Origin of the sequence: Steroidobacter sp., from assembly GCF_036406195.1 — a bacterium.
GTDB lineage: Bacteria > Pseudomonadota > Gammaproteobacteria > Steroidobacterales > Steroidobacteraceae > Steroidobacter.
In genome coordinates, this window is sequence record NZ_DASWVW010000059.1 from 116,432 (window position 1) to 130,047 (window position 13,616).

General features: G+C 63.4%; 14 protein-coding genes. 7 read left to right on the forward strand and 7 right to left on the reverse strand.

Features of this window, described 5'->3' with window-relative positions; translation table 11 throughout:
- Positions 1 to 60 precede the first annotated feature (60 nt).
- Genes VGE08_RS23005 through VGE08_RS23030 form a run of 6 tightly spaced genes read right to left on the reverse strand, consistent with a single transcriptional unit; the run spans position 61 to position 5,564 of the window.
- Positions 61 to 489 carry a flagellar FliJ family protein gene (locus VGE08_RS23005; protein WP_331070269.1) on the reverse strand — a complete coding sequence of 143 codons (429 nt, stop codon included), beginning with the start codon at positions 487 to 489 and terminating at the stop codon, positions 61 to 63.
- Positions 486 to 1,796, reverse strand: coding sequence for a flagellar protein export ATPase FliI (gene fliI / locus VGE08_RS23010; RefSeq protein WP_331070270.1), 1,311 nt, complete (start codon positions 1,794 to 1,796; stop codon positions 486 to 488). The genes VGE08_RS23005 and fliI overlap by 4 nt, the downstream gene beginning before the upstream one ends.
- Positions 1,793 to 2,494 carry a flagellar assembly protein FliH gene (gene fliH, locus VGE08_RS23015; RefSeq protein ID WP_331070271.1) on the reverse strand — a complete coding sequence of 234 codons (702 nt, stop codon included), beginning with the start codon at positions 2,492 to 2,494 and terminating at the stop codon, positions 1,793 to 1,795. The genes fliI and fliH overlap by 4 nt, the downstream gene beginning before the upstream one ends.
- Complete coding sequence (locus VGE08_RS23020; protein WP_331070272.1) at positions 2,491 to 3,519, reverse strand: flagellar motor switch protein FliG; 1,029 nt, start codon at positions 3,517 to 3,519, stop codon at positions 2,491 to 2,493. Before VGE08_RS23020 ends, fliH begins: the two co-directional genes overlap by 4 nt.
- Complete coding sequence (fliF, locus tag VGE08_RS23025; RefSeq protein WP_331070273.1) at positions 3,503 to 5,164, reverse strand: flagellar basal-body MS-ring/collar protein FliF; 1,662 nt, start codon at positions 5,162 to 5,164, stop codon at positions 3,503 to 3,505. Before fliF ends, VGE08_RS23020 begins: the two co-directional genes overlap by 17 nt.
- 31 nt (positions 5,165 to 5,195) lie before the next feature.
- Positions 5,196 to 5,564, reverse strand: coding sequence for a flagellar hook-basal body complex protein FliE (locus VGE08_RS23030; RefSeq protein WP_331070274.1), 369 nt, complete (start codon positions 5,562 to 5,564; stop codon positions 5,196 to 5,198).
- A gap of 491 nt (positions 5,565 to 6,055) precedes the next feature.
- Here VGE08_RS23030 and VGE08_RS23035 point away from each other — a divergent pair, with 491 nt between their 5' ends.
- From VGE08_RS23035 to flhA, 7 genes are read left to right on the forward strand one after another with little or no spacing between them, the layout of a single operon-like run.
- Positions 6,056 to 6,931, forward strand: a complete 876-nt coding sequence (locus tag VGE08_RS23035; protein ID WP_331070275.1) for a FliM/FliN family flagellar motor C-terminal domain-containing protein — start codon at positions 6,056 to 6,058, stop codon at positions 6,929 to 6,931.
- 31 nt (positions 6,932 to 6,962) lie between these two features.
- Positions 6,963 to 7,325: a FliM/FliN family flagellar motor switch protein gene (locus tag VGE08_RS23040; protein ID WP_331070276.1), complete on the forward strand. Its 363-nt coding sequence runs from the start codon at positions 6,963 to 6,965 to the stop codon at positions 7,323 to 7,325.
- Between the two features lie 29 nt (positions 7,326 to 7,354).
- On the forward strand, positions 7,355 to 8,092 hold the full coding sequence (fliP, locus tag VGE08_RS23045) for a flagellar type III secretion system pore protein FliP (protein ID WP_331070277.1): 738 nt from the start codon (positions 7,355 to 7,357) through the stop codon (positions 8,090 to 8,092).
- Between the two features lie 21 nt (positions 8,093 to 8,113).
- Positions 8,114 to 8,383, forward strand: coding sequence for a flagellar biosynthesis protein FliQ (gene fliQ, locus VGE08_RS23050; protein WP_331070278.1), 270 nt, complete (start codon positions 8,114 to 8,116; stop codon positions 8,381 to 8,383).
- A 9-nt stretch (positions 8,384 to 8,392) separates the two neighbouring features.
- Positions 8,393 to 9,160, forward strand: coding sequence for a flagellar biosynthetic protein FliR (fliR, locus tag VGE08_RS23055; RefSeq protein WP_331070279.1), 768 nt, complete (start codon positions 8,393 to 8,395; stop codon positions 9,158 to 9,160).
- Positions 9,161 to 9,164: 4 nt separating this feature from the next.
- Positions 9,165 to 10,283, forward strand: a complete 1,119-nt coding sequence (locus VGE08_RS23060; RefSeq protein ID WP_331070280.1) for a flagellar type III secretion system protein FlhB — start codon at positions 9,165 to 9,167, stop codon at positions 10,281 to 10,283.
- Positions 10,284 to 10,291: 8 nt separating this feature from the next.
- A complete protein-coding gene (gene flhA / locus VGE08_RS23065; RefSeq protein ID WP_331070281.1) occupies positions 10,292 to 12,391 on the forward strand; it encodes a flagellar biosynthesis protein FlhA in 2,100 nt (699 codons plus the stop codon).
- A 133-nt stretch (positions 12,392 to 12,524) separates the two neighbouring features.
- Here the strand turns inward: flhA and VGE08_RS23070 are convergent, their stop codons facing one another.
- Entirely contained in the window at positions 12,525 to 13,523 is a 999-nt protein-coding gene (locus VGE08_RS23070) for a hypothetical protein (protein ID WP_331070282.1), read from the reverse strand.
- Between the last annotated feature and the right edge of the window lie 93 nt (positions 13,524 to 13,616).

Sequence of the window (13,616 nt, forward strand, 5' to 3'; positions counted from 1 at the left end):
GGTGAAAGGCGACAGAGGGGGCGAGGAACTTAAGTCGTTGGTAAAGATATTTCGGGGACGCTACTTGTTACGCCACCACACCTGCGAGGCCAGCTCGTCCTGCTGCTTCCGCTCGCGCACTTGTGTGACGTGGCGCACGTTCGCGTGCTCACGCTGCAAGACCTGCCCAAGCGCTTCCTGCCGGCGCGCGGCATTGATCAGCTCGCGTTGTGACAAAGCGAGCTGCGATTCGTGCAATGACAGATCCATGCGATGTGTGGCGACCATTCTTAACATAGCCTGTTTGTAACCCGCGCTATTCACCGCCAGCACCGGCGAACCGTCGGTCGGCCCGCTGCTCTGGCAAAGCTGCTCCAGGCGAGAGAGATTGCGCAGATAGCGCTCGCGAGTGGCTCGCTTCTCTGCTACGTCGGCGTTGAGACGATCGACCTCTCGACTCTGCAAATCGACCAGGCGGCCCAGGCTGCGCAGACGCTGACGTTCGCTCATGCCATCAATCCTTCGAGTGCAGCAATGGTTTGCGCCAGCGGCGCCGCTTCACGCGTGCCCTGGTGCAGGAACGCTTCGATGCGTGGATACAGCTCTACCGCCTTGTCGGTGGCCGGGTCCGCGCCCGGAACATATGCACCCAGCGGCAGCAGATCGCGCACCTGCGCGTGTTTCGCAACCATTGCAAGGAGATTTCGGGCAGCGCGTTGATGCGGATGGGTGGCGACCAGCGGCATGCAACGGCTGATGGATTGAGAAATATCAATCGCCGGATAGTGACCGCGTTCGGCGAGCTGACGGGTCAACACGATGTGACCGTCGAGAATGGCACGCGCCGTATCGACGACCGGATCCTGCTGATCATCACCTTCGGCAAGCACCGTATATATGGCGCTCATGCTGCCCTCCTCGCGTTCGCCGTTGCCCGCCGTCTCGACGAGTTGCGGCAGCAGGCTGAATACCGAGGGCGGATAGCCTCGTGTTGCTGGCGGCTCGCCCAGTGCAAGCGCGACTTCACGACGCGCCATCGCATATCGCGTCAGTGAGTCCACCAACAGCAACACGTCCTTGCCCTGATCGCGATAATGGGCAGCAATGGAATGACACAGCTCGGTCGCACGCAAACGCATCAGCGGCGACTCATCCGCGGGTGCGACCACGACAACGGCGCGCTTCATGCCTGTTTCGCCGAGAGACAGATCGATGAACTCGCGCACTTCGCGGCCGCGCTCACCGATCAAACCTACAACGACGACGTCGGCGACGGTCTGTCGCGTGATCAATCCGAGCAGCACACTCTTGCCGACGCCGCTGCCAGCCATCAAACCAACGCGCTGACCTTTACCCAGCGTAAGAATGCCGTTGATGGCGCGCACGCCCACATCGAGCGCCTCCTTCACCGGCTTTTTCTTCAGTGGATTGACGCGGGGCGGCTGCGTGTCGAGCACGTGCTCGCCCCCAAGGCGGCCGCGACCGTCGACGGGCTCTCCCAAGCCGTTGACGATCCGGCCCAGCCACGATGGTCCGATACGCAGGACGTCGCGGTCTGTTTGCGGCAGCACGCGCGCCCCTGTGGCGAGACCCTCGGGCCGCTTGAACGGCATCAGATAAGAAATGTCTTCGCGGAAGCCGACGACCTGCGCGTCGATCCAGTCGCCGCTGCCGGTCTCGACGCTGCAACGCTGACCGGTGCTCAACGGACACCCGCGGCTTTCCAGCAGCAGCCCGGAGGCACCGACGAGTCGACCGGTCGGTGTCGCGATCGGCACCGATTCCAATTCGAGGCCACGCAACGCCGCGCCGATCATGACGTGGCCCGCGCCTCGTCCGAATCGGGGAACAAGCGCTCTTCGATCTGTTCCATGCACGCGGCCAGCCGCTGGCTGCAACCGGCATCGGCTTCGCGCGTGCCTGCCTTCACCCGGCACTCACCCGGCTCGAGCTTGTCGTCGGCCCACAGATTCCAGCGTTCGGCCTGCACAGGATCGAGCTCGATGATGCGCTCGCAGTCTTCGGGATTCAGATATACGGAGATTTCATTCGCCGCCACGCGCGGCATCGTCGACAACGCCTCATCCACCAGCGCGAGCATCTGCGTGGGCTGCATCTGGATTTCCTTGCGAATCACCTGGCGCGCGACCTTGGCGACCAGCTCGATCACTTCCTTGCGCATGGCCGCCTGATAGTCGGCCTGCATCTGTTGCAACTGTTCCAGCATCTGGCCGGCGGGAGCGGCGAGTCGTTCGAAACGAGCCAGCGCTTCCTGCCGCCCGGCGTCGAGGCCCTGTTGCCTGCCCTCTTCCCGGCCCTCGGCCCGGCCGGTCTCCATGCCAGCGCGCAATCCGCTTTCGTGGCCTTCGCGATAGCCGCGCTCCATGCCACGTTGATAACCGTCGTGCATGGCAGCCGTGACCTGCGACGGCATCGCACCTGGTCCGGCCCAGGCGTTCGGGTCCGCCAGCTGCGCGAGCGCGGTGAATCGATGTGATCGCCAGACGCGGTTCATTCCAATACGGCCTCCGCGAACAACTGCACTTCGATCTCGCCGGCATCAGCCAGCGCTTTGACCTGCGCCATGATTTCGTTGCGCGCCTGCTCGACACGGCTGCGCGACACCGGACCGCTGCGACGCATGGTCTCTTCGAAGCTCTGCGCCTGCCGGCGCGGCATGGCGCGAATGATGGCGTCGCGCACGGCGGGCTCGGCGCCCTTGAGCGCAATGGCCCATTGCTCCACCGGCACGTCCTCCATGATTCGCAGCAGCGTCGCTTCCGGCTGCCGCGACAGAATGAAGAAGTCGTACATGCTGCGCTCGATCTCCGCGACCACTTCGGCATCGTGATTGCGCAACACCTCGACCATGCGGGCGCGATTGTCGGGCAGACGATTGAGAATCTCGGCCACCTGCCGCACACCGGCGACGCTGGTACTTTGCAAGCCGAGGCTCGCCAGGCAGCGCTCCACCAGCTCGTCCAATTCCACCAGCAACTCGTGATCGACTTCGTTCAAGCGCGCGAGATTGACCAGCACGAGATCGCGAGTCCCCGCCGGCAATGCACCGATTACCTGACCAGCGAGTGCCGGCGGCAGGAACGCCAGGAACACGGTCTGCATGCGCACGTGCTCCTGACTGATGCGATCCGCCAGCCACTTTGGCGAGGCCCACTGCAAACGCGCCAGCTTCGGACGAATGGCATCGCCATAGATGCTGTTCAGCACGCTGTCGGCGATATCCGAACCGAGCGCGAGATCGAGCGAACGCTTGAGATACGAACGCGACGCGCCATGCACGCCGCTCTGCTGACGATACTCATCGAAGAACCGCTGCAGCGAAGTCTTGACCGCTTCGACCTTGATGCCGCTGATGCGCGACATCACTTGAGTTACTTCGAGCAGCTCTTCGCGCGACAGGCAGCGAAGCACGGCCGCGGCCGGCTCCTCGCCCATGCTGAGCAGTACGATGGCCGCCTGCTCGAGCGACGAGGCTTGCGGCCCCGCCATCTGCATGACTGCATTACTCGCGTCGGACATTCTTCTGCACCCATTGCTTGACGACTTCGGCGACGCGCTCCGGCTCCTTGGCCGCCAGCGCGCGCAGATGATCAACCATCACATCGACCGGCGAGCCCGGCGGTGGCAGGTCGTAGTCTTCCAACAGCGGCCCGACCGGGATTGGACCCTTGCTGGTGTTCGGCGTCGGCAGAGCCGTTGCCGCTGCGCCCGCACCTGCGGCCGGCACGGTCGTCGCTTCGATCGACTGCACTGCCGGCACCGACAATGCGAATCGCTGCTTGGCCAGTCGCAACAGCGGACGCAAGATGAGCAGGTAGGCAATCAGAGCGGCCAGGGCGGCCGCGACCCAGCCACCGATGTCGATTACGCGCTCGGGTTCTTGCCACCACACCGGCGGTTCGGCCGGCTTCGGGAACGCGAGCGAAGAAACGACGAGGCTATCGCCGCGAGCCGCATCGATGCCGAGGCCGCTGCGCAAGATACGATCGATGTTGGCGAGTTGGGCTTCGCTCCACGTAGCGCCATTCGGCGCGGCCGCGTCGTTGAGCACGACGGCGACGCTGAGCTTCTTGAGTCGGTTGCGGCTGCGCTGAATCTGAGTGACGCTGCGGTCATAGGCGAACTGGCGCGTGGCCGCATTGCGCTGGGTGCTGCTTTCCATGGCACTGTCCGTGGCCGACGCCACGGCGACGGGCCGGTTGCTCAGAGAGCCCGGTACGCCAAGCGCCAGCGGATCGGTGTCCGTTTCCGCCCGGGTCGATTCGCTCAACACTCGCGGCGTGTCGCCATACAGTTCGCGAGTCTCCTGAATGCGATCATTGTCCACATCAGCGGTGACACTGAGCTTGAAGTTTTCGCTGCCCACGACTGGCGCCAGCAAACTCTCGGCACTGCGCAGCGTCTCTTCCTGATAATGGCTCGCCGCGCTGTTGACCTGCGTGGACTCGAAGCCTTCGGTGAGGTCCACGCGCGATGACAGCAGATTGCCCGACTGGTCCACCAGCGTGACTCGGCTCGCATCGAGGCCAGTGGCGCTGCTTGCGACCATCTGCACGATGGCGGCGATCTGCTCGTTCGACAGCTTGCGGCCCGGCTTCAGACTGACCACGACGGATGCCGAGCTCGGCTCGGCAGTATTGACCACGAACGAAGAAGACTTGGCAATCGCGATATGCACGCGCGCGGTCTCGACTGCGTCGATGGTCATGATGCTCTGGGCCAGCTCGCCTTCCAGGCCACGGCGAAAGCGCACGTCCTGCACGAACTGACTCACGCCGAGCGGATCGCTGCGATCCATCAGCTCGAGGCCGGCAGGCAACTGCGCTACGACGCCCTTGGCAGCGAGCAGCATGCGCACTTCCCCCAGACGATCCTGCGGGACCAGCACCTGCCCGGTGTCGGGATGAACACGGTACGAAATGCCGGCGCCGTCGAGCACCGACATCATGTCCGCCGTCGCGACTTTCTCGCGCGCACCGAACAACGGCTTGTATGTCGACTGATTGCGCCAGGCGAACATCAACACCACCGCGGTGATGGCGATCGCCAGCAGCACGATCGGCAACAGTCCACGCAGCAGCGCCGGCCATTCGAATGGCGCGCCGGCCGGAGCGTTGCCCTCGGCCGCGGGCGCAGCGCCATTGCGTGGCCACCATTTGGCCACTGCAGCTTTCAAGGTACTTGTCACGACAGCGTTACAACGGCAGCTTGATCAGGTCTTCCATGGCGCCGACGATCTTGTTTCGGGCTTGCATCAGCATGGAAAACGACAGACTCGCTTGTTGACTGGCCAGCATGGCGCCGACCAGATCGTCGCTGCGGCCAGCGTCGACCGCGGCCATCTTCTCAGCGGCGATGCGATCTTGTGCATCGACATCGTGCACTGCTCGTTCGAGCAGAGTGGCGAATCCATGGACTGGGTCTCGAGATTGAGTCCAGGCGGGTTGTGGCAAGGATTGCTGTAACGATGCGGCATCGTTGGCGATGCGCGTCTGCACGGCATCGATCGCGTCAGCCATGGTGCTTCGTGCAAGCGGGCTGTTGGAGAACGGCGTTACTGACATCGCTTCATCCTTTCGTCATCAGGGGCGCTCGAACCGCCGCAGTGCGTCGAGCCATCCGTACACGCGTTGCATCGACGCAGCCTCGCCGCAGTTGAGTGCGTATCGGCCCATTTGCTACGCGACGCACACTTTTTTTAGCGCCTTCAGCACATCCGCGCGTCGCTCGTTGCGAGTAAACCCGAACGCCTTGTGAGGCTCGACATGAGCACGCACATGAGATCGATCATGAGACGATCTCGCGAGTCACACAGCTGCAAAATGCGCGGACGCAACTGCGCGACGACGAACACCAAGCGACCCAACTGCATTCGTCATTAAATCTGCGTTGCCGGTTGGTGACGTGAATCACAAGTGACGAACACTTCACCCGAGCGAGCTAAAGATTTCCGATCGTACATGCGATAACCGCCCTGACGCGTGCGCGACCCCGTTGGCGACACGCGAGCGGCGCGGACAAACATTTGCAGACGAGCGAGGTGGACGAGGCAGTGATGACCAGGAAGCAGTCCAACGTCCGCGCGCACATTGTCATAGACCCTCGCACCATGGGCCGGCCGGTGCACTTGCTCGGCGGCTTCGCCAATCAACTGCGCGACGATGTGACAGACTATTTTCGAGCGCGCATCAATCGTCGCTACAAGGCTGGCTTTCAGATCGACGCGGTGTCCTTCGCCGCGGCGCCTGCCGATTCGCAGCGCTGGCTCGCCTACAGCGCCGACGACGGCCACATTCACTTCGCGGTCGACCGGCCGCTGCTGTTGTGCCTGCTGCGCTATCGCTATGGCTCGGTGATGGCCGACGTAGCAGTAGCTGACGGCGTCACGCCAGTAGCCACGGTGGACGAGCCGGAGACCGCCACCGAAGAACGTCTCGGCACCATGCTGGGGCAGCAACTCGCCGAGCTGGCGGTACGCCGTATCGAATCTCTGCAGCGAGTACCGCCCGAGACGCCCGCTGCTGTCTCGTTCCTCGAAGCAGCGATTCACACCGCCGGCGACGGCGACTGGCTGTTGCGTCTCCAGCTCAGCGAATCCCGTCACAACGTCAGCGGGAATTTGCTGCTGAAGATCCCGGGGGTTTGGATGACGCGCCTGTTGCAAGCGCTGGCGCCGAACCGCGAACGTTCCAGACAGAAACAGCTGGCGGCCACCAAGCCATTCCCAGCTCGACTGCAGCTGACGTTGCGCGCGCGCTTGCTGGAAAAGGAAGTGCCGCTGGGAACACTGCTCGATCTGCAGCCGGGTCACGTGCTGCCCATCAGCCTGGGCGATGCCGACGTCCTGATCGGCGATTCCCGGCTGTTCACCGCCAGCATCGCCGAACACCACGGCAAGCTGTGCTTGACTGCCTTGACCGACGTCGATTGAACCTGCCGCAAAGCTAGTAAGGACAGATATCGTGAACACCGCTCCCCTGCCCGCCGATGACAGCCTGCTGGCCGACCTCGAAGACGTGCTCGAAGACGAGGCTCCGGCCGCCGCGCCGGCTGCCGCTCCCCCCAAGCGCAACTTCGCCCAGATCATGCGCCGTATTCCGGTCACGCTGACTCTCGAAGTGGGCTCGGCCAAGCTGTCGCTGCAGGATCTTGCCGAGATCGAGCGCAACAGCGTCATCGAGCTCGACTCGCTGGCCGGCGAGCCGCTGACCATCAAAGTCAACGGCACCGCCATCGGCCGTGCCGAAGTCGTGGTCAGCGGCGAGAACTATGGCCTGAAGGTCATCGAGCTCAGCGATCTGAACCTGGACTCGCTCACGTCATGACCGTTACGCCGGCGCAGCGGAGCCTGCACATGCCGACGTTGATCCTGACGGCGGTGCTGTCGCTCGGCCTGTGGTCGGTTGCCGGCGCCGCGCCCATCGAAGTCATCGGCGCCAGCGCCGATGGCAACACCACCGAGTTCACCGTCAAGACTCAGGTGCTGATCATCATGACGCTGCTCGGGCTGCTGCCCGTGCTGATGCTCATGATGACCAGCTTCACGCGCTTCGTGATCATCCTGGCATTGTTGCGCCAGGCGCTCGGTCTGCAGCAAGGACTGCCGAACCGGATCGTCACCGGCGTGGCACTCATTCTTACGCTGCTGGTGATGCGCCCCATCGGCGAGCATATCTACACCGAAGCCCTGGTGCCCTTCGACAACGAACAGATCACTTTTCAGCAAGCGCTGCAGACGGCCGAGGCGCCGCTGTCCCGCTTCATGCTGGCCCAGACTCACAAGGGTGCGCTGAAGCAGATGGCGCAGCTCGCCGGCGAATCGCACATCACCGATCCCACGCAGCACGGCTTTCTGGTGAAGCTGTCCGCGTTCGTGCTGAGCGAGCTCAAGACCGCGTTCCAGATCGGCTGCGTGCTGTTCGTGCCCTTCCTGGTCATCGACCTGGTGGTGTCCTCGGTGCTGATGGCCATGGGCATGATGATGCTCTCGCCGCTGGTCATTTCGCTGCCGCTGAAGCTATTGCTGTTCGTGCTGGTGGACGGCTGGACGCTGACGGTGCAGACCCTGGTCAGTAGTGTGCAAGCGTATTAGCGCCCCCGGAATGCCAGCTCCATGAACGCCGACGTCGCCGCCAGCCTGGTCAGCTCCGCCCTGCACCTCACCATGATCCTGGTCTGTGTGCTGGTCGTGCCCGGCATGCTGGTAGGCCTGGTGATCGGCTTGTTCCAGGCCGCCACGCAGATCAACGAGCAAACGCTGAGCTTCCTGCCGCGCCTGCTGGTGACGCTGCTGGCGATTGCATTGGCCGGTCACTGGATGGCGGCCAAGCTGATGGATTTCTGTGTCGCCGTCTTCCAAGGCGCGCCGCAGCTGGTGGGCTGAGCCCGTGTCATGGAACTGGTGCTACAGCAATTGCCGAGTCTGCTGAGCGCGGTGTGGTGGCCGTTCTGCCGCGTGCTCGGCATGTTGAACGCTGCACCCATCATCGGCGAGAACATGGTGCCGATCACCATTCGAGTGCTGCTGTCCGTGGTACTGGCCGTGATCTTCATTCCTGTCGCGCAGCCCGTGACCCCCATCGATCCCTTGTCCATGGAAGCGATCGTGATCACGTTGCATCAGGCCCTGCTCGGCTTCGGGCTCGGTCTCGCATTCCATCTCATCATGGCGGTGATGCAGTTGCTCGGCTTCGTGGTGTCCTCGCAGATGGCCATGTCGATGGCCATCATGAACGATCCGATGACCGGCACCTCCTCCGACGTGATCGCTACCTTGCTATATCTGTTGTGCGTGCTGGTGTTCTTCGCCATCGACGGTCACCTGATCCTGGCGCAGGTCATCGGTGCCAGCTTTCGCACATGGCCGGTGGGCGGAGCGCTCGACATCATGACCTTGCGTGACATCGCTTATAACGTCGCCTGGGTTTTCTCCGCCGCGCTGCTGCTCGCGATTCCGGTGGTGTTCTCCACGATGGTGGTGCAAATGAGCTTCGGTCTGCTGAACCGCATCGCGCCAGCGCTGAACCTCTACTCGCTGGGCTTCGCCGCGATCATCGTGTTCGGTTTGTACATGCTCGGCTTCCTGGTGCAAGTGCTGCCAGCTCATTACCTGCGGCTGACGCAGCAGGTGCTCGAACTGCTGCGGCTGAAAACGGGGTGATGCCGTGGCCGAGAACGAGCAGGACGACAAGAGCGAAAAACCGTCAGCGCAAAAACTGCGCAAGTCGCGTGAGCGCGGCCAGGTCGCGCGCTCGAAAGACTGGACCACCGCGGTCGGCATCTTCCTGTGCGTGCAGCTGACCGTCTTGCTGGTCCCCGGCTATCTGGACGACTTCCGGCACCTGTTCGCGCGCAGCTTCGTAGCGATGGATCAGGCCGGCGATCTGGAGAACGCCAACTCCACCCTGTTCGCCACCACCATGACGCTGATCTTCAAGATGGTGCTGCCGCTGCTGCTGGTGCCCTTGCTGGTCGGCCTCGCCTCGATGTTTCCCGGTGGCTGGGTGATCAGCGCCACGCCGCTGAAGCCGAAGCTGGACAAGCTCAATCCGCTCTCCTATTTCAAGCGCGTCTTCAGTCAGCGCCATCTCATCGAGACCCTGGCCTCCATGCTCAAGGCGGTGGTGTTGATCGCGACGTTGTATTGGGTCACTCGCGGCAACATCACCGACTTCCTGGAGTTGCAGTCGCGGCCGCTGCCGGAGGCGCTCAGAGGCGCCGCCAGTCTCATGGTTACCGGTGTGCTGGCGCTGTGCGCGGTGTTCATCATCTTCGCCCTCATCGACCTGCCAATCCAGAGCTTCGTGTTCCTGCGCGAGCAACGCATGAGCAAACGCGAGGTGAAGGAAGAGCACAAGCAGAACGAAGGCCGGCCCGAAGTTCGCCAGCGCATTCGACAGATTCAGCAGAAGATGTCGCGCGGCGCGATTCGCAAGGCAGTGCCGACGGCCGACGTCGTCATCGTGAACCCGCAACACTACGCGGTCGCGGTGAAGTACGACGAGAAACGTGCCCACGCGCCGTTCGTGGTCGCCAAGGGCGTCGACGAGATGGCGCTGTACATCAAGGCCGTGGCCATCGAGCACAACGTCGAAGTCGTGCCGCTGCCGCCATTGGCCCGCGCCATCTACAACACCAGCCAGGTGAATCAGCAGATTCCGGCGGCGTTGTACGAAGCCGTCGCCAGCGTGCTGGCGTACGTGTTGCAGATCCAAGCCTTTCGCAAGGGCCGCCGCACGGTGTTGCCGACACTGCCCAGCGAACTTTCCATGCCACGCTTATGAGGTAGACCATGAGCGCAGAACCTGACAATTTCCTGAGCCGCACCGTGCAATCGCTGCGCCAGCACCGCGCGGCGGTGCCGGTGTTCCTGATGGCGCTGCTGGCGATGATCATTCTGCCGCTGCCGCCGCTGGTCCTGGACGTGCTGTTCACGTTCAACATCGTGCTGGCGCTGATCGTGGTGCTGGTCACCGTGACGAGCCGCCGGCCGCTGGATTTCTCGGTGTTCCCGACAGTGCTGCTGGCGACCACCTTGATGCGCCTGGCGCTCAACGTCGCATCCACCCGCGTCGTGCTGCTCAATGGCCATGAGGGCACGCACGCCGCCGGTCGTGTCATCGAAGCGTTCGGCCATGTGGTGATCGGAGGCAACTTCGTGGTCGGCCTGGTGGTGTTCGTCATCCTGATGATCATCAACTTCGTGGTCGTGACCAAGGGCGCCGAGCGAATTTCCGAAGTGTCGGCGCGCTTCACGCTGGATGCTCTGCCCGGCAAGCAAATGGCCATCGACGCCGATTTGAACGCGGGCCTGATCAATCAGGAGAAAGCGCAGCAGCGGCGTCGCGAAGTCGGCGCCGAGGCGGACTTCTACGGCGCGATGGATGGTGCGTCGAAGTTCGTGCGTGGCGATGCCCTCGCCGGCATCCTGATCCTGCTGATCAACATGGTCGGCGGCGTGCTCATCGGCGCGATCATGCACGACCTGTCGTTCGGCGAATCCTTCAAGCTGTACGCCCTGCTCACCATCGGTGACGGCCTGGTGGCGCAGATTCCGGCGTTGTTGCTGTCCGCCGCCGCCGCCATCATCGTCACTCGCGTTACCGATTCCGGCGACTTCGAGAAGCAGGTCAGCTCGCAGTTGCTGGCTTCGCCGAGCGTGCTCTATGGCGCGGCCGCCATGATGCTGGTGCTGGGCGCTATTCCCGGCATGCCGTGGATGACGTTCCTGACGTTCGCAGCCGTGCTGGGATTTGCGGGCTGGCGGATGAGCAAACATGCCGCTGCCGCACCCGATGCAAACGCAGCTGCGGAAGCCGCAATCATCGCGCAGCCGGCGCCCGAGTTGGATTGGCGCAGCCTGCCCTTCGTCGAGCCGCTTTCGGTCAGTGTCGGTTACAAACTCGTGGGCCTCATCGATCGGACCCAGGGCGCGCCGCTGGATGGGCGGCTCAAGGGCGTGCGTCAGACGCTGAGCGAGTCCATGGGTCTGCTGTTTCCACCGATTGCCGTGCGCGACGATCTCACACTGCCGCCGACGCAGTATTCGGTCCTGCTGCACGGAAGCGTCATCGCCGAAGCGGAAGTGCATCCGGACAAGTTGATGGCCATCGCCTCGGCGCAAGTGTACGGCGAGATCGACGGCATTCCGGGCGTCGAGCCCGCTTACGGCATGCCGGTGATCTGGATCGACCCGAGCGAGCGTGCCAATGCGCTGGGCCTGGGCTATCAGGTCGTCGACGGAGCGAGCGTCATTGCTACGCACGTTTCCAAGCTGGTCCGCGAGCATATGTCCGAGCTGATTCGTCATGAAGACGTGCCGGCGTTGCTCGAACGCCTGGCCGCCATGTCGCCCAAGCTCGCGGCAGCGGTCGAAAAGGCGCTCACGCATAGCCAGCTCTTGAAAGTGTTCCGGCTGCTGCTGGCCGAGAACGTGTCGTTGAAGGACATCGTGCCCATCGCCACGACACTGCTGGAAAGCGCCGACACCACCAAGGACCCGATCCTGCTCGCGGCCGAAGTGCGCTGCGCCCTGCGCCGGCAGATCGTGAGCTCGATCCTGGGCAAGGCCACGCAAATGAAGGCGTTCAATCTCACCGGCGAGCTGGAGAACATGCTGCTGGGCTCGCTCAACCAGGCGACCCAGAGCGGCAAGGTGGCGCTCGACAACTATCCCGTCGATCCGAACCTGCTGTCGCAGCTGCAAACCAACATGCCGGTGATGCGTGAACAGATGAAGCAGCAAGGCGTGCCTCCGTTGCTGCTCGTCATGCCACAGATTCGACCCTTGCTCGCACGGTATGCGCGCCTGTTTGCGCCCGGCCTGGCGGTGCTCTCGTACAACGAGATACCGGAGCAGAGAGACATCAGCATCATCGGTTCGCTGGGTTAGGCCCAATGGTGCTTAGTCAACCGTCTTGGTCGCAGCGATTCGCGGATAGCGTATAGCGGTTAGCCAGAAATGAGTTAAATCCTGGCCTCCGTTCTGCCCTAACCGCTAACCGCCAACCACTGCAGGGCGCCAACTAAGTGCCATTGGGGTTAGGCCGCAACTGCAGGATGACGATGGCCGCCTCCGCCGCCGCTCGAAACAGCGACGCCGATGGCAGCTCCACGATCAGGTTCGGCGGCAGCATTTCCGAAGAATTCTCGTTCACCACGCTGAGCAGCGCGTTGCCATGCGTGACCTGCGCGCGTCGCAAGCGCAAGCCGGCGCGGCTCAGCGCCGACGCGATGTTCGGTAACGCCTGCTGAATCGCCAGCAAGCTGGAGCGCTGCTCGCTGGCGACCAGCAGCTCGACCTCCTCTCCGGACGATTGAACGTGCAGCACGATGCTGCCCATGACTGGCGGCGCCAGCCCGAGCTGCAACGCCAACGGCAGGCCGCGGCGAGCCGGCTTGCGTCGCGCCCGATCGATGGCAACCACCAGGCGCAGCATCAATTGCATGCCCGCCCATGCGTAGACCGGCAACAGCCAGCGTTCGTGTGCTCCAGGATTTGGCATGAGCACCGGCTCACGATACAAAGCCGCAGTGCCGGCACGCGCTCCATTGGCATCAGCAGCGCTGTAACCGGGTGGACGTGTCCAATGCTCTTGCGCGAGCGTGCGCCAGGAATTCGCCAATGCGGCCGGATCGGGCAATTGCCAGGCGATCTGCCGCAGCACGGCTTGATCCAGTTGCATGGCTTTGTGTTGTGTCAGTGGCGATGGCGAGCTGGTGCTCGGCGAGCTCGCGGCCGAAGGGTCTCGTAATGCCAGCTCGAGATGGGGCTCGGTGGCCAGGACCTGCATCAGCAACGTGTCGCCAGGGCGCAGCCCCGCGGTCATGCGATTCAATCCGACCAGACGCAGCTCCGTGCCGTTGGCCATGGTCACGAGCAGATCGTCGCCCGCAGCATCGGCGAGCGTGAGTAACAGTGTATCTCCGGTCGTTGGCGTGGAAGCTGGCGGCGGCCTGCGGTCGCCGCTGCGTTGTTGTATAGCCCGCGGCTGGACGATCGCGGCGACGCGCTCCAAAGTCATGTGTTCCCCTGGGAAGAGGGAGCCAACCGTTGCCACGGCTGGCTCCCGTGCCGTCTGGTGTCACCGCGACTGAAGGCTCGCGGCGCGCTCACT